This is a genomic window from Leeuwenhoekiella sp. W20_SRS_FM14, from assembly GCF_052119605.1.
Lineage (GTDB): Bacteria > Bacteroidota > Bacteroidia > Flavobacteriales > Flavobacteriaceae > Leeuwenhoekiella.
In genome coordinates this window covers 401418-419037 of the sequence record NZ_JBGQOK010000003.1, presented here as the reverse complement: position 1 = coordinate 419037, position 17620 = coordinate 401418, and the positions used below count along the sequence as shown (strand labels likewise).

The following is a 17620-nucleotide window of genomic DNA, read 5'->3' as shown; positions in this document are numbered from 1 at the left end:
TTAAATAGTAATTTACAATATGAAGAAATTATTTTTAGTACTGAGTTCCTTTTTGATTTTAGCCTGCGGCGAAAGCAAAAAAAATCAGGAAACAGTAACCGTTTCCGGTAGTGAGGCGAGCACAGGTAAACTAGTTTATAACGGAGCAAAACGAGATGCTAAATTTAAAAACGATGAGGTAACAAGTGTATATGACAACTATAATAAGTTGAAGACGGCTCTTGTAAATACAGATTCTGAAGCCGCCCAAAATGCAGCAGAAGAAATGATATCAAGTATGGAAGCTGTAGAAGTAGAAGCAGATTTAAAAGAAGCCGCTCAGGCAATAGCAAATACAAATGATATTAATAAACAGCGTGTACATTTTAAAAAGTTAACTTCTGGAGTAAAAACCTTTGTAGAAGAAAATATTTCTGGCGGCACACTCTACTATCAATATTGCCCAATGGCCTTTGATGGTAAGGGAGCATACTGGATTTCTAATGAGAAGAAAGTTTACAACCCTTATTTTGGTGATGTGATGTTAAACTGCGGGACAGTGAGTGAAGAAATAAATTAATTTTTTTTGATTCATTTATATAAAGAAAAAGCCCTTCAGAATTAACTGAAGGGCTTTTTTAGTATTTAGAAATTGATGCTTACATCATTCCCGGCATACCGCCACCCATACCACCTGGCATTCCACCACCGGCATTTTCTTCTGGGATATCAGTTAATGCGCATTCGGTAGTTAAGATCATACCAGAAACAGATGCAGCATTTTCAAGAGCCACACGTGTTACTTTTTTAGGGTCTATAATACCAGCAGAAAGCATATTTACATAAGTATCTGTTTTAGCATCATAACCATAATCTTCTTCGCCTTCTATTACTTTAGCGATAACTACAGAACCTTCACCACCTGCATTTGCAACGATAGTACGTAAAGGAGCTTCGATTGCTTTTGCTACAATTTTAATACCTGTAGCTTCATCTGCATTAATAGCTTCAAGATTTTCTAAAGCACGTTTTGCACGTACAAGCGCAACACCACCACCAGCAACAATACCTTCTTCTACAGCAGCGCGTGTAGCGTGAAGAGCGTCATCTACACGGTCTTTTTTCTCTTTCATTTCTACTTCAGAAGCAGCGCCTACATAAAGAACAGCAACACCGCCGGCTAATTTAGCTAAACGTTCCTGAAGTTTTTCTTTGTCATAATCGCTAGTCGTAGATTCGATCTGAGCTTTAATTTGGTTTATACGACCTTTAATGCCGTCTTTATCACCAGAACCATTTACGATTGTCGTGTTGTCTTTATCTATAGTCACGTTCTCGGCAGTCCCAAGCATGTCTATAGTAGCATTTTCTAACGTGAAACCACGTTCTTCGCTAATAACAGTACCACCGGTTAAGATCGCAATGTCTTCTAACATAGCTTTACGACGATCGCCAAAACCTGGAGCTTTAACAGCAGCAATTTTAAGTGCTCCTCTTAATTTATTTACAACTAAAGTAGCAAGTGCTTCACCGTCTACATCTTCTGCAATAATTAATAAAGGCTTACCAGACTGCGCTACCGGCTCAAGTACTGGTAATAAATCTTTCATAGAAGAGATCTTTTTATCAAATAATAAGATATAAGGATTCTCTAATTCAGTTTGCATTTTTTCGCTATCTGTAACAAAATATGGTGATAAGTAACCACGGTCAAACTGCATACCTTCAACTACATCAACATACGTCTCTGTACCTTTAGCCTCTTCAACGGTTATTACGCCTTCTTTACCTACTTTACTAAAAGCTTCAGCAATTAATTCACCTATTACATCGTCGTTATTTGCAGAAATAGCTGCGATTTGCTTTATCTTTTCTGAAGAGTTACCTACTTCTTTAGTTTGAGAAGCAAGATCTTTTGTGATAGCCTCAACAGCTTTGTCTATCCCGCGTTTTAAATCCATTGGGTTTGCACCGGCAGCCACGTTTTTAAGACCTTCCTGTACAATTGCCTGAGCAAGTACAGTCGCAGTAGTAGTACCGTCACCGGCTAGATCGTTAGTTTTAGAAGCAACTTCTTTAACCATCTGAGCTCCCATATTTTCTAAAGGATCTTTAAGCTCAATTTCTTTTGCTACCGTAACCCCATCTTTAGTCACTTGAGGAGCGCCGAAAGATTTACTAATGATTACGTTACGACCTTTAGGGCCTAATGTTACTTTTACTGCGTTTGCTAGTGCGTCAACACCGCGTTTAATACCATCTCTTGCTGAGATGTCAAATGTTATCTCTTTTGCCATTGTAAATTTTATTTAAAATTTTCGCGACTGCGAAAAAATATAATTGTTATTTATTTAATAGAAGAAAATTAGGTTATTAGATAACCGCAAGAATATCGTCTTCGCGCATTATTAAATAATCTGTACCATCTAATTTTAATTCGGTACCAGAATATTTACCGTAAAGAACAGTATCACCAACCTTAACGGTCATATCGTGATCTTTTTTTCCATTCCCTACCGCTATAACTTTACCTTGTTGTGGTTTTTCTTTAGCTGTATCCGGAATGTAAAGTCCAGATGCTGTTTTTGTTTCAGCGGCTGTAGGCTCTACTAAAACACGGTCTGAAAGTGGTTTAATGTTTACTCCCATTTTAATATAAATTTTTTAGTTAATAAAGTTCGTAATGATGTAGCCTGTAAGGCAGAAATTATGCCACCAGACTTTGGCTGACAAAAAGACAAAAAAAAGACCGCATAAATGCGGTCTCTATATTTTATGTATGACTAAAATGTCATTTAGTTTGATTCTGTATTTTCTGCGGGTGCTGCTGTTGCTGGAGTGGTAGCATCTGGCACAGGCATTATATTCTCAACATCTTCTCCCTGTATTACTTTTGACTCAGAAGAATTACCTCCGCCAAAAATTGTAACATTAGAGATTAAAATTAGAACAAGTAAAATAGTAGCAAGTCCCCAGGTACTTTTGTCTAAAAAGTCACCGGTTTTTTTAACACCACCTATTTGTTGTGTTCCGCCTCCTCCAAAAGAAGAAGATAAACCACCACCTTTAGGGTTTTGTACCATTATAACAACAATAAGTAAAAATGCTACAATTACGATTAAAACTAAAAATATTAAAAACATAGTTTAAGGCTTTATAAAGGCGGATTTCAAAATTTAAATGTGCCGCAATTTATTATTTATTTTCTTGCAATTTAACTATTGCCCGAATTTGGTCTGCAAAGAAACCACTTTTTTCCGGATATTTCAAACATAAAATTTTATATGCCTGCTTTGCTTTTTGATAATTCTTTTGCTCGACGTAAACTCGTGCTAAAGTCTCTGTCATTAAGCTTTCATTAGGCTGAAAATCACTTTGTAGATCTTGTTTTTTAAACCCTTCTTCAGGAGATTTTACCTTGATCTTAGGGTTTGTTTCAATAAATTTATCGATTAATTCTAATCTACGTAGTCGATCAGGATCTTCACTATCTTCCTGAACTTCTGAAAAAGAAACCAATTGCGTAGGTTTTGGGTCTAGCTTTATTTCTTCGGTTGTATTAGATTTTTCAGCAGGAGAGTCAGAATTTTCGGTTCTGTCAATCTTATTAAATGAAGTTATCTTTAACCATTGGCTAAATGAGTGAGTCTCACTCTTTGTAAATTCTAAAGGTTTTCCTATTTGTAACTTGGTTTCAGTGGCCTGTATGTCATTATCTTCTATACTTTCCTGATGTTGTTCCTTCGGAATAAAAAAGTCACTTGATAATACCTGATTGGCTTTCGCGATTTCTTCAGCATCTAATTCTGCTGAAATATCAATAAGGTCGTGTACAGGCATATCGCGCAGTTGCTCTTCCTGTGCTTTTATTTGCTCGCTTATAGCTGTTTGATTAAAATTTTCTGAAGTAATGTAATCAAATAGAACAGTACGATCCTGAGTATAAGCAGCTGTTTTTTTTAACTGATTATTATATAAAAAACTATCCTGATTTTTTAAACCTTTTAAGTAGAGTGCTCGAGCCGCCTGAAAATATGGATACTCTTTTACAACCTCATTTAATGCTGAGGTTTGCTCCGGAGTAATTGTATCAGGATTTTCTAAAAGATATGTAAAATCTAAGGTGTTCATTTACCAGTTTGCAAGCGATTCATTAAAAATGTCTTGAGTAATACGCTCAAAAATTTCTGCGATTGCGCTATCTAAAGCACTGCCTACTAATTGAGAATTACCGGGTGTGTCTACAAAAAATGAGAATCGCTTTTCAAAGTCATCACTGCCATCTTCTTTTTTAGTATTGGTAAATCTACACAAAACAACTATGGTTAATCTGTTTTGAGCTGCAAGGTTGTCTGATGTAGCAGTTTGAGGAGCTATGTAATAATCTACAATCTCACCTTCATATATTAAGTCTGCATTAGCAGCATTTGTAGCTAGATTTAGGCTAGTTTGGTTCTGAATTAAATCAGAAAGAGCAAATGTGAAATCTCTGTCAATACCAGGCTCTACAATAGGAGCGTTGTTTTGAAAAAAACTTACATAAAAGCTTTCAGTTCCCGGTTGAATAGAAATACCGGTAAATGAATAAAAACCACAACTGTTAATACAAAGGCAGCTTAATAAAAGAAGTGTTATTTGAAGTTTTCTCATAAGTTTTAAATAACCTCTTTTAAAGATCGTATTGTTTAATTTTTCTGTACAATGTGCGCTCGCTAATTCCTAATTCTTTTGCAGCTGCTTTGCGTTTGCCGCTGTGGCGTTCTAGCGATTTTTCAATGAGCTCTAACTCTTTTTCCTGTAGTGATAAGGTTTCTTCTTCTTCTACATCTTCTGCAAAATGATACTTGTCTGCCAGAGAAGATTTAGCAGCAGACTCTTGCGGAAGTTGTAAAACTTCGGTGATATCTTCTGCGCTCTCGTAGGCATCTGTCTCGTCTTCGCTGTATATTTTTTTAATAAGTGATTTGTTTTCTTCCTGAACGCTAGCGTTATTACCTTTTTCCATTAACTCAAGCGTTAATTTTTTAAGGTCATTCAGGTCACTTTTCATATCAAAAAGAACTTTGTATAAAATTTCACGCTCACTGCTAAAATCACTTTCACTCTTTTTAGAGCCTATCACAGCCGGTAAATTTGAGCCTGTATCGGGTAAGTAATGACGTAATTTATCTAAAGTTATACTTCTATTTTGTTCTAATACAGAAATTTGCTCGGCTACATTGCGCAGCTGTCTTATATTACCACTCCAGCGGTACTTTAAAAGCGCGTTTATAGCATCGTCTTCGAGGCGTATTGTTGGCATTTTGTACTTATTAGCAAAGTCTGAAGCAAACTTTCTAAAAAGTAAATGAATATCTTCTTTACGTTCTCGCAAAGGCGGAAGATTTATATCTACAGTACTTAATCTGTAAAATAAATCTTCTCTAAAGCGTTCCTGATTAATAGCGTCAAACATTTTTACGTTTGTTGCTGCTACAATGCGTACATCTGTTTTCTGAGTTTTTGAAGAACCTACTTTTAGAAACTCTCCGTTTTCTAAAACCCGAAGGAGACGTACCTGAGTAGGCAGTGGCAACTCACCAACTTCATCAAGAAATATGGTTCCGCCGTCTGCTTCTTCAAAATAACCGCTACGTGTAGAAGTTGCTCCTGTAAAAGCTCCTTTCTCATGACCAAAAAGCTCGCTGTCTATAGTGCCTTCAGGAATAGCACCACAGTTTACAGCAATGTATTTATTATGCTTACGATGGGATAATGAATGTATTATGCGTGGAATGCTTTCTTTACCTACACCACTTTCACCGGTAACTAAAACCGAAATATCTGTAGGAGCTACCTGTATCGCTTTTTCAATCGCACGATTGAGTTTGGGGTCATCTCCAATAATCCCAAAACGTTGTTTTATAGCGTGAACTGATTCCATTAACTATTAATTAATTGTTTGAAGAATAACCTACAGCTTTACCTAAAAGAGTAGAAGTGGTGCACGAAAGAATTTCTACGTTTACAAAGTCGCCTATTTTATAATGTTCTTTAGGGAACACAACTACTGTATTTTGAGAATTACGACCAGACCATTCTGCGTCACTTTTCTTAGATTCTTTTTCAATAAGAACTTCAACGACGCGGCCTACCTGTTTTTTAGTATTGTGGTGTGAGTGTTCTAATTGCAATGCGATGACTTCGGCAAGGCGTCGTTTTTTTACCTCTAACGGGATATCGTCTTCAAGCTTACGAGCTGCCATTGTTCCGGGACGCTCACTATAGGCAAACATAAAACCAAAGTCATATTTCACATAACGCATTAAGCTTAATGTGTCTTGATGATCTTCTTCTGTTTCCGTAGGAAACCCGGTAATAATATCTTGAGATATACCACAATCTGGCATTATTTCACGTATATTATCTATTAGGTCAAAGTATTCTTGCCTTGTGTGTAGGCGATTCATTTCTTTTAAAATACGATCACTTCCGCTTTGCACCGGCAGGTGTATATAGTTGCAAATATTATCATATTTAGCCATAGTACGTATCACATCTAACGTCATATCCTGAGGATTTGAAGTTGAAAATCTAATACGCATTTTAGGTTGAGCCTCTGCTACAAGAGCTAATAAGCCAGAAAAGTTAACCGCTGTTGCCTGCGCCATCTCGCTCGCTTTGTCAAAATCTTTTTTAAGACCGCCGCCATACCATAAAAAACTGTCAACATTTTGTCCTAATAAAGTGACTTCTTTAAAGCCTCTCGAGGCCAGATCGTTAACTTCTTCAATAATACTTTGAGGGTCGCGGCTACGTTCACGACCTCTTGTAAAAGGTACTACGCAAAAGGTACACATATTATCACAACCTCTGGTGATGCTCACAAAGGCTGTAACGCCATTACTTTGTAAGCGCACAGGAGCTATGTCGCCATACGTTTCTTCTTTAGAAAGAATAACATTTATTGCATCACGACCTTCTTCAACCTCGCTTAACAAGTTAGGTAAGTCTTTGTAGGCATCAGGGCCTACAACAAGGTCTACGATTTTCTCTTCTTCTAGAAATTTGCTTTTTAAGCGTTCTGCCATACAGCCCAGCACACCTACTTTCATAGCCGGGTTTATTTTCTTTACGGCATTATATTTTTCAAGACGTTTGCGTACGGTCTGCTCTGCTTTATCACGTATAGAGCAGGTGTTTACAAGTACAAGATCTGCGTCCTCAAGCTTTGAGGTGGTGTTGTAACCTTGATCTGCAAGTATAGAAGCAACAATCTCACTGTCGCTAAAATTCATTTGGCAACCGTAGCTTTCAATAAAAAGCTTCTTAGTGTTTGTTTTTTGAGGTTCTAAAACCAGTGTTTCTCCTTGTTTATTTTCGTCTATAACTTTCTCCATAATACGGTCTGCTTCCTAAAAATAGTGGGCAAAGATACGATTAACTCAACTTGTGACAAAGTGTCATTAGACCGAAATTTAAATTCATTAGTAAAGTGATGTAGGTTATATATTTAAGCAAATTAAATACAACAAGCTAAAAGCTATTTAGGGTCTAAATGAGGTTTCTGGTCTCAATAATAAATTTTCTACTACTTTTGCGATTCTAAAATCAAAATTAAATTAAGCTCCTTTTAGTTTTATTTTGATTGACAAATTTTGAAAAAAGCGTTATGGCAAAAAATCTTGTAATTGTTGAGTCACCTGCAAAGGCTAAAACTATTGAGAAATTTCTGGGTTCAGATTATAAAGTAGAAAGTAGTTTTGGTCATATTGCAGATCTGCCAACAAAGGAACTCGGAGTAGATGTTGAGGGTGATTTTACGCCAAAATATACAGTAAATAAAGATAAGAAAGCGGTTGTTAAAAAATTACGAGACTTAGCTGATAAAGCAGAAATGGTTTGGCTAGCGAGTGATGAGGATCGGGAGGGTGAAGCAATAGCCTGGCATCTTGCAGAAGAATTAAATCTTGATAAAGCAAAAACAAAACGAATTGTTTTTTCTGAAATCACTAAAAAAGCTATTCTTAAAGCGATAGATAATCCACGTGATATTGACTATAATCTGGTAAATGCACAACAAGCAAGACGTGTACTTGATCGTCTGGTAGGTTATGAAATATCACCTGTTTTATGGCGTAAAGTAAAAGGTGGGTTGTCTGCAGGTCGTGTACAATCTGTATCAGTAAGACTTATTGTAGAGCGTGAACGCGAAATTCAGGCTTTTAATACTGAAGATTATTTTAGAGTTGATGCTGAATTTGCAAATGCAGACGGGAAAACTTTAAAAGCAAAACTTCCTAAAAATTTAGATACAAAAAAGGAAGCTGAAGAATTTCTAAAAGCAAATGCTAATGCTACATTTAAAGTAGATGCATTAACAACTAAACCGGCTAGTAAATCTCCGGCACCACCGTTTACTACTTCTACATTACAGCAGGAGGCAGCGCGTAAGTTGTATTTTTCGGTAAGTAAAACGATGAATATGGCGCAACGTCTTTATGAGGCGGGGCTTATTACTTATATGAGAACAGATAGTGTAAATCTTTCTCAAGATGCAAAGGAAGCTGCAGGAAAAGAAATCAACTCTGCTTATGGCACTAAATACCACAAAGAGCGTAATTATAAAGGAAAAAGTAAAGGAGCTCAAGAAGCTCACGAAGCCATTAGACCTACAGATTTTAGTAAGCACTCCGTTAATATAGAAAGAGATCAGGCGCGATTATACGAGCTTATCTGGAAACGAGCAATCGCCTCACAAATGAGTGAAGCTAAGCTAGAACGTACAAATGTTCAAATTGCATCTTCAAACCATCCTTCAAATTTCACAGCAAACGGAGAAGTTATCAAATTTGATGGTTTTTTAAAAGTATATCTGGAAGGGACAGATGATGAAGATCAGGAAGAAAACGGAATTCTACCTCCATTAAAAGAAGGTGAAGTGCTTGATAATCATTGGATCACTGCTACCGAGCGTTTTACCAGAGCTCCATACCGTTACACTGAAGCGTCTTTAGTAAAGAAGTTAGAAGAATTAGGTATAGGAAGACCGTCAACCTACGCACCAACAATTACGACCATTCAAAATAGAAAATATATTGAAAAAGGTAATGTTGAAGGGGTAGAGCGTGAGTATGATTTAATAACATTAAAGAAAGGGGTTGTTAAAGCTACTAAGTTGTCTGAAAAGGTAGGCTCAGATAAAGGGAAATTAGTTCCTACAGATGTGGGAATGGTAGTAAACGACTTCCTTGTAATGCATTTTGAAAACATTCTTGATTACAATTTTACAGCAAAAGTTGAGCAGGATTTTGATGAGATTGCTGAAGGCAACGAAGAGTGGACAAAAATGATGAAAGATTTTTATAAAGACTTTCATCCTCAGGTTAAACACGTTGCAGAAAATGCAGATCGCGAGGTAGGCGAGCGCGTTTTGGGTAAAGATCCAAAGTCTGGCAAACCGGTAAGCGTACGTCTTGGTAAATATGGAGCGATGGTTCAAATAGGCTCTGTTGAAGATGAAGAAAAACCACTGTTTGCAGGTCTCTTACCAGATCAGCAATTAGAAAGCATAACCTTTGAAGAGGCCATGAATCTTTTTAAACTTCCTCGTGAATTAGGGGAGTTTGAAGGAGAGCCGGTAGAGGTTAATAATGGTCGTTTTGGACCTTACGTTAAATTCGGAAAAGCTTTTGTTTCACTTCCTAAAGGCATAGATCCTTTAGAAGTTGAGTATGATGAAGCAATCAGGTATATTAAAGAAAAACAAAAGGCAGATGCGCCTATTTACACGTATGAAGATAAGCCTGTTCAGAAAGGTGTTGGTCGTTTTGGGCCTTACTTAAAGTGGAATAGCATTTTTATTAATGTTAATAAAAAGTACGATTTTGATAACTTAACAGATAAAGATATCGTTGAGTTAATTGAAGATAAAAAGCAGAAAGAGAAAGATAAAGTTATACACGATTTTAAGGAAGAGGGAATACGTGTAGAAAAGGCAAGATGGGGAAGGTCTAATATTATAAAAGGTAAAGTTAAAATAGAACTACCTAAAACAGTAGACGCTGCAGCCTTAACTTTAGAAGAGGTAAAAGCAATTTTAGAGAAGCAGGGGCCTAAGAAAAAAGCCGCTAAAAAACCGGCAGCTAAAAAAACAGCAGCTAAGAAAAGTACAGCTAAGAAAGCACCAGCAAAAAAGAAAAAATAAATGGCTTTTGAAAATTTGTCCCCAGTTTCAGACGCGATAATTGCACACGCAGATTTACTCAATGAACAGAGTTTAGCTTCCGTAATTAAAGTGCACTCGCGACAGGGTGGTTTACCAGAAATGCAAAATTTAAACATTGCAATAATTGGTGTTCGGGAGAGTAGAGGAGCAGTAGATTATATAGATTCGAGTTTAGATTTTACGGCCATTCGTAAAGCTTTATATGCGCTGTTTCCGGGTAACTGGTATACTAAAATAGGGGATCTGGGTGATTTAGAACCGGGAGATAGCGCTTCAGATACTTTTTATGCTTTAAAGGAAATAATAACTCAACTTGTAAAAAATAATATAATACCATTAGTTCTTGGCGGTAGTCAAGATCTTACGTATGCACTATACAGAGCATTTGACGGGCTGGATCAAATGGTTAATTTAGTAAATGTAGATGGGCATTTTGATTTAGGAAACAGTAGTTTGCCAATTACAAATAAATCTTATGTAGGTAGAATTATTGTAGATCAACCTTATAATTTATTCAATTATTCGAATATAGGGTATCAAACCTATTACAACTCTCAGGAAGAAATTGACCTGATGGAAAAGTTATATTTTGATTCCTTTAGACTAGGAAGTTTAACTTCAGATTTAAGTGCTGTAGAACCAGTAATGCGTGATGCAGATATTGTTAGTTTAGATTTATCTTCTATTCAATCTGAAGTTTTAGGTTATATGCATCCTCATAACGTAAATGGTTTTAATGGAAGAGAAATATGCGCAATTGCAAGGTATGCAGGACTTAGTGATCGCGTAAGTGTTTTTGGTGTATTTGAATATTATTTGCAGAGAAATAATGAAACAGGTGCGGCACTTATAGCTCAATTACTTTGGTATTTTATCGAAGGAGTAAATTTTAGAGTAAATGAACGATTACAAGACAGGGAGACAAATTTCTTACACTATAGTGTTCCTGTTGATGATGAGTTGCTTAGCTTCTATAAAAGTACCGTCTCAGAACGCTGGTGGATAGAAATTCCATTTATGAAAGGCGTTAATAATAAATTAAAAAGGAACACGTTATTACCTTGCACTGAAGACGATTATATAAACGCCTGTAACCAGGAAATACCGGAACGCTGGTATAAAGCAAAGCGTAAGAATGAAATTTAATTAACAAAACTTTTTAGTTTTGAATGTAATTTTTATCAAAAAATTGTTTTTTAGCAATTTTATAGATAGGTTTACCGTCTCAAATCTAGATTTAACCTAATTTACCTATGAAGAAGTTTATTGCATTTATTGCGATTGTAAGCTTATTAGTTAGTTGTGGTCGTAACGATCGTGGTGAACTTGTGGGAGTCAAAGGGAAAAAGTGGAACCCCGAAAAGCCATACGGGATGACTTTAGTCTCCGGTGGTGCCTTTATTATGGGTAAAAGTGATGATGACATCGCTGCCATTAAAAATGCTCCTACTAAAACCGTAACGGTGCGTTCATTTTATATGGATGAAACGGAAATCACCAATACAGAATACCGTCAATTTGTTAAATGGGTACGCGACTCAGTTACACGAGCGCGTTTAGCAATTTTAGCAGATGAGCTGGGAGAAACGCCTGGAAACGATGGTATAGGGGAGTTTGCATTTGTTGATTATGATCCAGATGATATGACTCCCTATGAGCAGTATATGTATGATAATTATTACAGCTTAAGTGATGATTATAGTGATCGTAAACTTAATTGGGATATAGATTTAATTACAGATCCTATGGATTATCCTGACGAGTATTATGTTGAGGTAATGGATACAATGTATATTCCTTTAGAAGAATCTTACAATGGTCAACGTACGATAGATGTAAATAAACTTGTTTACAAATATAGATATCTTGATATGGAAGCAGCGGCACGCCAAAAAGATGGTAAGCGTAAAGATTTCATCAGAACTGAAGAAACTAAGATTTATCCTGATACTACAGTTTGGATTAAGGATTTTGCTTATTCGTATAATGAACCTATGCATAATGATTATTTCTGGCATAGCGCATATGATGATTACCCAGTTGTAGGAGTTAGCTGGCAGCAGGCAAAAGCCTTTTGTCAATGGCGTACAGATAATAAAAACTCATATAAGAAACAGAGAGGTCAGGAGTTGGTTAATAGATTTCGTTTGCCAAGTGAGGCAGAATGGGAATATGCTGCCCGTGGTGGTCTAGAAAGTGCTACTTATCCATGGGGTGGTCCTTATACCAAAAATGACAGAGGTTGTTTTATGGCTAACTTTAAACCATTAAGAGGAGATTATGCTGCAGATCAGGCTTTGTATACAGTTGAGGCAGACTCCTATGAGCCTAATGACTATGATCTTTATAATATGGCAGGTAATGTTTCTGAATGGGTAGGATCTTCTTATGATCCTAATGCCTATGAGTATATTTCTACAATGAACCCTAATGTTAGCGACTCAAAAAACCAACGCAAAGTAGTAAGAGGCGGCTCTTGGAAAGATGTAGCATACATCATTCAAGTGAGTACTCGTGATTATGAGTATGCTGATTCTGCACGTAGTTACATTGGTTTTAGAACGGTACAGGACTATCTTGGTGTAGATCAAGATGTTAATATGAGAAAAGGGCCTTCAAGACGCTAAATCTTCCAAAGAATATTCCCCAAAGTTTATCTTAACCTAAATTCACTTAACTCAAAAAAATTAAAAATGGCTAGTTCAAAAACTAAAAAAAAATTATTAAACATGGCTTATGGCCTTGGAGCTTCAGTAGTAATTCTTGGAGCATTATTTAAAATCTTGCACTGGGAACTTGGACCATTAAATGGAGGAACGCTGTTAGCAATTGGTTTGATTACAGAGGCTTTGATTTTTGCCCTATCTGCATTTGAACCTGTAGATGATGAGGTAGATTGGACGCTTGTTTATCCTGAATTAGCAGGTGGTGCACCTACAACCACACCAAAAAGAAAAGAAGAACTTGTTGAAGAGAAGGGTTTACTTTCTCAAAAACTTGATGCGATGCTTAAAGATGCTCGTATTGATTCTGAATTAATGAATAGTCTAAGTACAAGCATCCGTAGCTTTGAAGGTGCAGCTAAAGGTATGGCGCCAACAGCAGAAGCGATGAATTCTACAAAAAAATACAGTCAGGAAATGGCGTTAGCTGCTGCACAAATGGAATCTTTAAACAGCTTGTACAAAGTGCAGGTTGAGACAGCTGGCCGTCAGGCAGAGATTAACAATGAAGTTGCTAACAATGCTGGCAAATTAAAAGAGCAAATGGAAAGTCTTGCGACTAACCTTTCTTCACTTAATGGTGTTTATGGCGGAATGCTTTCTGCTATGAACAAAAGATAACTGGATTATAACTAAATACATTTTAATCGAGTAGAAAATATACCATTATGGCAGGAGGAAAACAGTCCCCAAGACAAAAGATGATTAATTTAATGTATCTCGTATTTATTGCGATGCTTGCATTAAATATGTCAAAAGAAGTATTATCAGCATTTGGTTTACTTAACGATAAAATTAATGAGGCCAATATTACTTCAGATATGCGGAATCAGGCTTTTTTAGCCGGTTTAGCAGAGAAGGCTTCAGAACAGCCTGCGAAATATGGCCCAATTCAAGCTAAGGCGCAGAAAGTTAATTCTTTAGCCTCGGATTTAGATGGCTATATCGCCAATTTGAAAGCAGAAATGATAGCTAAACTGGAAGATCCTACGGATTATGAAACTCAGGATAAGACAGATTTTCTGGATCAAAGATTCTTTCAGGGAGATAAATTGAGTAAAGAAGGAGAAGAATTTAAAGCTAAAGTCGAAAATTTTAGAAATGAAATTGTAGCACTTACCGAAGAGTCTTACCCTGCTATTGCTTCGGAAGTAAAGCAAAAATTTAATACAGACGAAGTTGCAAATCGTGACGGTAAAAAAATTGAATGGTTAAGTTACAATTTTGAAGGCTTTCCTTTAATTGCTTCACGTACAAAATTGACTCAAATGCAAGCAGATATAAAAACCACACAAAGTGAGTTATTATCTTCTATGTTAGCAGGTGAGCAAGCTGCTCAATTATCAATGAAAAACTATCAAGCAATAGTTATTCCAGACAAAAGTGCTTTTTTCTCTAATGAGAATTTTAAAGGTAAAGTTGTTTTGGGTCGCTACGATAATACCTTGAGTTTTGATAAAGTAGTTATAAATGGTAAAGAAGTATCTCAAGCTTCAGGTGGTCAGGTAACTTTAGATTTCCCTGCTGGAGGCGTTGGTGAGCGTAAAATTACAGGTGAGCTTCAGTTCAAAGAAGGGGATTCTGTTGTAACTATACCTATTAATGATAGTTATGCAGTCATCAATAAGCCTAACTCAGCTACTATTTCAGCAGATAAAATGAATGTTGTTTATCGTGGGGTTGCAAACCCAATGACTATTAGCTTTGCTGGTGTACCAGATAATAGTGTAAATGCGAGTGCTCCTGGTTTGTCAAAACAATCGGGAAGTAATTATATTATGAATCCGGGTAGTGGAAACGAAGTGACCATAAATGTTTCTGGAACTATGGCAGATGGTTCTAAAGTAAGTGACTCTAAAAAATTTCGTATTAAAGATATTCCAAGTCCTACCGGTACTTTACGTGGTGAAGATGGAATACTAAAAATGCAACGAAATGCGTTAGAGATATCAACTGTAGGAGCTAAATTAATGGATTTTGACTTTGACTTAAACTTAAATGTAACCGGTTTTAAATTTAATGTACCCGGTCAACCTACGGTTCAGGTGAGTGGTAGTAAATTAGATTCTAGGGCTAAAGACGTTTTAAGAAGAGCTCAGAGAGGTTCTACAGTGCAAATATTTGATATTACCGCTCAGATTTCTGGTAACAGTAGTTATAGACTTAAGAAAGTTGCGCCAGTTCTAATTGAACTTACAAATTAAAAATTAAAAATTATGATCACCCAAAAGCAAGCTTTTAGTGTTTTTTGTTTGATGATTGGTTTTGCCTCTTTTGCGCAAACTAATATTTTGAACGCAAAAATGCCTGCTCAGATGTTTGAAAAAACGGAAGGGCAGATTCAGTTAGATAATGATAAACCTTTGCCATACGGTTATGTAGATAGCAGAGATGTGCTTTGGGGTAAGAATACCTGGGAGATCGTAGATCTTGATGAGCGTATAAACTTTCCGTTATATTATCCTGTTGATACTAACAATATAGGTTCAGATAGAAGGTCGCTTTACGATGTTTTGGTTAAGAATATTAAAGCGGGTAATTTAGATATTTATGCAGATTCTTATTTTAATCAAAAGATAGAATTAAAGGATATTGCTGCTGCAATGTCTCGTGTAGATACTACAGATTTAGGTATTGAGCAGATAAATGCGGGGTACGAAGTAGACGAACAATATATAGACAGACGTGATATTAGTTCTGCAGATATAGAGCAATATTGGATACGTGGATACTGGTATTTTGATAAGCGCCAGGGAGAGTTAAAATACCGTTTAATAGGTATTGCACCTGTAGCTCCAGATGTTAACTTTATTGATGATGAAGATCCTATTATGGTTCCTTTATTTTGGGTGTGGTATCCTACAGCTCGTGAAATTCTACACGAAGCTAAAGTATTTAATCCTCAAAACTCTGCACAACCATTGTCATTTGATCACTTGTTAAATTCCAGACGATTTAATGGCGTTATTTATCAGGTAGATAACATTCAGGGTGATCGTGAAGTTAAAGAGTATATAGCAGATAACGCAATGATGCAGCTTTTAGAATCTCAACGTATTAAAGAACAGATACGTAATTTTGAAAGTGATATGTGGAACTACTAGTAAATGTTTCTCAACTAAAATTTATAAAACGCCTTTTTTAAAGGCGTTTTTTTATGACCTATTTTTACACTATGAAGCACGTAGATTATCTTATTGTGGGTTTTGGTCTTGCCGGGATGGCATTTTGCGATCAATTAGAACAGCATAACAAGTCGTTTTTTGTAATAGATACTAAAGATAGCGCGGCCAGTAGAGTTGCAGCCGGCCTTATTAATCCGGTGACTTTGAAGCGATATACTATGCCTTATAAAGGGGAAGAGCAATTTCACCTTGCGAAAGCCTATTTTACGCGCCTCAATGAGAAATTTGCGTTTCCGTTTATGAAGGAATTGCCAGTTTTAAAAATTTTCTCCTCAATTGAAGACCAAAATAATTGGTTTGAGGCTACAGATAAGCCTGTTTTAAATCGTTTTTTAGATGCCTCATTGGTTAAAAATAACTCCCATTTTATTAAAGCTCCATTACAGTTGGGAGAAGTAAAAGAAACGTTACGTTTAGATATTCCTGCCTTATTAGATGCGTATGCACATTCGCTTATGAGTAGTGATTCTTTGAGTTTTGATCAATTTAATTACGACGAACTTGTTTTAAAAAGTGATGATTCAATTTGCTATAGAGATATCAAGGCTAAACGAGTAGTTTTCGCCGAAGGCTACGGTATTAAACAAAATCCATTTTTTAACAAATTACCTTTGGTAGGCAATAAAGGGGAATACCTAATCATTAAAGCTCCTGATTTACGACTTTCAAAAGCCCTTAAAGCTTCATTTTTTATTATTCCATTAGGAGATGATTTGTATAAAGTAGGGGCTACATTTAATTGGAAAGATAAAGATTCAGTACCTACTACTGAAGCTTTAGAAGAATTACTACAGAAATTAAATAAAGTGATTGCATGTGAATATACAGTTGAAGCGCAACAAGCAGGAATACGACCCACAACGGGAGACAGAAGACCACTAATAGGTGTTCACCCTAATAATAAACAATTGGTTCTGTTAAATGGTTTAGGAACTCGGGGTACGATGATGTCACCCTACCTCGCTAAAGTGCTATTTGAGCATCTCGAACTAGGTTTTCCCCTTGATGAGGAGATCTCGATTTCTAGATTCCCTAAGAAGTTCTAGTGGTACCTTTAGCTTTTTCTTCATCATAATTAAAGAAAAAATTAATCCAGATATTACGACTCAAACGCATAATTATAGGCGCAAATACAAGAAGAGTTATAATGATTGAAATAAAACCTGCTACCAGACCTGCACCTATAAAAAAGTGAGTAATTACAAATGCTGCTACAGCAAAAGCTATACCTACACCATAACTTACATACATAGCCCCGTAGAAAAAAGAAGGTTCTATCTTAAATTTAGTATTGCAGTGCAAACAGCGTTCGTGCATTTTGAGCGTATCTGTAAGTATATAAGGATTTGGATTCTCATACATACTTTTTTGCTGACAAACCGGGCAAGTGCCAGTAAGTATGCTATATAACGGATTTCCCTGGAGAAGTTTTTTCATAGTGTAATTTTACTGGTTTCCCAGATAATTTAAGGTATCTAAAGTTACAAAAATCGATAATCTTTAAATGCAGAAAATCCGGCATTTAA

Annotated in this window: 16 protein-coding genes; 8 read left to right on the top strand and 8 right to left on the bottom strand. The window is 36.2% G+C overall.

The features are described 5' to 3' along the window. Window positions 1-19 precede the first annotated feature (19 nt). Window positions 20-559, top strand: coding sequence for a DUF3347 domain-containing protein (locus tag ACEN25_RS08070; protein ID WP_441802457.1), 540 nt, complete (start codon window positions 20-22; stop codon window positions 557-559). A gap of 79 nt (window positions 560-638) precedes the next feature. On the opposite strand, the gene groL is transcribed toward ACEN25_RS08070, so the two are convergent. From groL to miaB, 7 genes are all read right to left on the bottom strand, one after another. Further along, window positions 639-2276 carry a chaperonin GroEL gene (groL, locus tag ACEN25_RS08065; protein ID WP_028376432.1) on the bottom strand — a complete coding sequence of 546 codons (1638 nt, stop codon included), beginning with the start codon at window positions 2274-2276 and terminating at the stop codon, window positions 639-641. A 76-nt stretch (window positions 2277-2352) separates the two neighbouring features. Continuing rightward, entirely contained in the window at window positions 2353-2628 is a 276-nt protein-coding gene (locus tag ACEN25_RS08060) for a co-chaperone GroES (protein ID WP_028376431.1), read from the bottom strand. Window positions 2629-2774: 146 nt separating this feature from the next. After that, complete coding sequence (secG, locus tag ACEN25_RS08055; RefSeq protein WP_441802456.1) at window positions 2775-3122, bottom strand: preprotein translocase subunit SecG; 348 nt, start codon at window positions 3120-3122, stop codon at window positions 2775-2777. Between the two features lie 52 nt (window positions 3123-3174). Further along, window positions 3175-4110, bottom strand: a complete 936-nt coding sequence (locus ACEN25_RS08050) for a hypothetical protein (protein ID WP_441802455.1) — start codon at window positions 4108-4110, stop codon at window positions 3175-3177. Continuing rightward, entirely contained in the window at window positions 4111-4629 is a 519-nt protein-coding gene (locus tag ACEN25_RS08045) for an LptE family protein (protein WP_441802454.1), read from the bottom strand. Between the two features lie 19 nt (window positions 4630-4648). Continuing rightward, window positions 4649-5902 (bottom strand): sigma-54 interaction domain-containing protein, encoded by a 1254-nt coding sequence (locus ACEN25_RS08040; protein WP_028376427.1) that lies wholly within the window; start codon window positions 5900-5902, stop codon window positions 4649-4651. A 10-nt stretch (window positions 5903-5912) separates the two neighbouring features. Further along, the gene (gene miaB / locus ACEN25_RS08035) at window positions 5913-7358 is read right to left on the bottom strand and encodes a tRNA (N6-isopentenyl adenosine(37)-C2)-methylthiotransferase MiaB (RefSeq protein WP_028376426.1); all 1446 of its coding nucleotides are present in this window, start codon (window positions 7356-7358) and stop codon (window positions 5913-5915) included. Window positions 7359-7630: 272 nt separating this feature from the next. Between miaB and topA the strand changes: the two genes are divergently transcribed. The 7 genes from topA to ACEN25_RS08000 all read left to right on the top strand — a co-directional run bounded on the left by topA (window position 7631) and on the right by ACEN25_RS08000 (window position 17140). Continuing rightward, on the top strand, window positions 7631-10165 hold the full coding sequence (gene topA, locus ACEN25_RS08030) for a type I DNA topoisomerase (protein WP_441802453.1): 2535 nt from the start codon (window positions 7631-7633) through the stop codon (window positions 10163-10165). Then, complete coding sequence (locus ACEN25_RS08025; RefSeq protein ID WP_441802452.1) at window positions 10166-11332, top strand: formimidoylglutamase; 1167 nt, start codon at window positions 10166-10168, stop codon at window positions 11330-11332. A 107-nt stretch (window positions 11333-11439) separates the two neighbouring features. Then, complete coding sequence (gene gldK / locus ACEN25_RS08020) at window positions 11440-12813, top strand: gliding motility lipoprotein GldK (RefSeq protein ID WP_441802451.1); 1374 nt, start codon at window positions 11440-11442, stop codon at window positions 12811-12813. A gap of 66 nt (window positions 12814-12879) precedes the next feature. After that, window positions 12880-13530, top strand: coding sequence for a gliding motility protein GldL (gldL, locus tag ACEN25_RS08015; RefSeq protein WP_441802450.1), 651 nt, complete (start codon window positions 12880-12882; stop codon window positions 13528-13530). 47 nt (window positions 13531-13577) lie between these two features. Then, window positions 13578-15113: a gliding motility protein GldM gene (gene gldM, locus ACEN25_RS08010; protein ID WP_441802449.1), complete on the top strand. Its 1536-nt coding sequence runs from the start codon at window positions 13578-13580 to the stop codon at window positions 15111-15113. A 12-nt stretch (window positions 15114-15125) separates the two neighbouring features. After that, the gene (gene gldN / locus ACEN25_RS08005; protein WP_028376420.1) at window positions 15126-16013 is read left to right on the top strand and encodes a type IX secretion system protein PorN/GldN; all 888 of its coding nucleotides are present in this window, start codon (window positions 15126-15128) and stop codon (window positions 16011-16013) included. A 71-nt stretch (window positions 16014-16084) separates the two neighbouring features. Next, window positions 16085-17140 carry an NAD(P)/FAD-dependent oxidoreductase gene (locus tag ACEN25_RS08000; RefSeq protein ID WP_441802448.1) on the top strand — a complete coding sequence of 352 codons (1056 nt, stop codon included), beginning with the start codon at window positions 16085-16087 and terminating at the stop codon, window positions 17138-17140. On the opposite strand, the gene ACEN25_RS07995 is transcribed toward ACEN25_RS08000, so the two are convergent. Next, window positions 17127-17531 carry a DUF983 domain-containing protein gene (locus ACEN25_RS07995; protein WP_441802447.1) on the bottom strand — a complete coding sequence of 135 codons (405 nt, stop codon included), beginning with the start codon at window positions 17529-17531 and terminating at the stop codon, window positions 17127-17129. The genes ACEN25_RS08000 and ACEN25_RS07995 overlap by 14 nt on opposite strands. Window positions 17532-17620: the final 89 nt, after the last annotated feature.

Bases quoted from the DNA above. Each gene is read 5' to 3' on its own strand.
- ACEN25_RS07995 (WP_441802447.1), bottom strand. From the start codon at position 17,531: ATGAAAAAACTTCTCCAGGGAAATCCGTTATATAGCATACTTACTGGC.
- miaB (WP_028376426.1), bottom strand. From the start codon at position 7,358: ATGGAGAAAGTTATAGACGAAAATAAACAAGGAGAAACACTGGTTTTA.
- ACEN25_RS08045 (WP_441802454.1), bottom strand. From the start codon at position 4,629: ATGAGAAAACTTCAAATAACACTTCTTTTATTAAGCTGCCTTTGTATT.
- groL (WP_028376432.1), bottom strand. From the start codon at position 2,276: ATGGCAAAAGAGATAACATTTGACATCTCAGCAAGAGATGGTATTAAA.
- gldN (WP_028376420.1), top strand. From the start codon at position 15,126: ATGATCACCCAAAAGCAAGCTTTTAGTGTTTTTTGTTTGATGATTGGT.
- ACEN25_RS08040 (WP_028376427.1), bottom strand. From the start codon at position 5,902: ATGGAATCAGTTCACGCTATAAAACAACGTTTTGGGATTATTGGAGAT.
- ACEN25_RS08070 (WP_441802457.1), top strand. From the start codon at position 20: ATGAAGAAATTATTTTTAGTACTGAGTTCCTTTTTGATTTTAGCCTGC.
- ACEN25_RS08060 (WP_028376431.1), bottom strand. From the start codon at position 2,628: ATGGGAGTAAACATTAAACCACTTTCAGACCGTGTTTTAGTAGAGCCT.
- gldM (WP_441802449.1), top strand. From the start codon at position 13,578: ATGGCAGGAGGAAAACAGTCCCCAAGACAAAAGATGATTAATTTAATG.
- gldK (WP_441802451.1), top strand. From the start codon at position 11,440: ATGAAGAAGTTTATTGCATTTATTGCGATTGTAAGCTTATTAGTTAGT.
- ACEN25_RS08050 (WP_441802455.1), bottom strand. From the start codon at position 4,110: ATGAACACCTTAGATTTTACATATCTTTTAGAAAATCCTGATACAATT.
- topA (WP_441802453.1), top strand. From the start codon at position 7,631: ATGGCAAAAAATCTTGTAATTGTTGAGTCACCTGCAAAGGCTAAAACT.
- ACEN25_RS08000 (WP_441802448.1), top strand. From the start codon at position 16,085: ATGAAGCACGTAGATTATCTTATTGTGGGTTTTGGTCTTGCCGGGATG.
- ACEN25_RS08025 (WP_441802452.1), top strand. From the start codon at position 10,166: ATGGCTTTTGAAAATTTGTCCCCAGTTTCAGACGCGATAATTGCACAC.
- gldL (WP_441802450.1), top strand. From the start codon at position 12,880: ATGGCTAGTTCAAAAACTAAAAAAAAATTATTAAACATGGCTTATGGC.
- secG (WP_441802456.1), bottom strand. From the start codon at position 3,122: ATGTTTTTAATATTTTTAGTTTTAATCGTAATTGTAGCATTTTTACTT.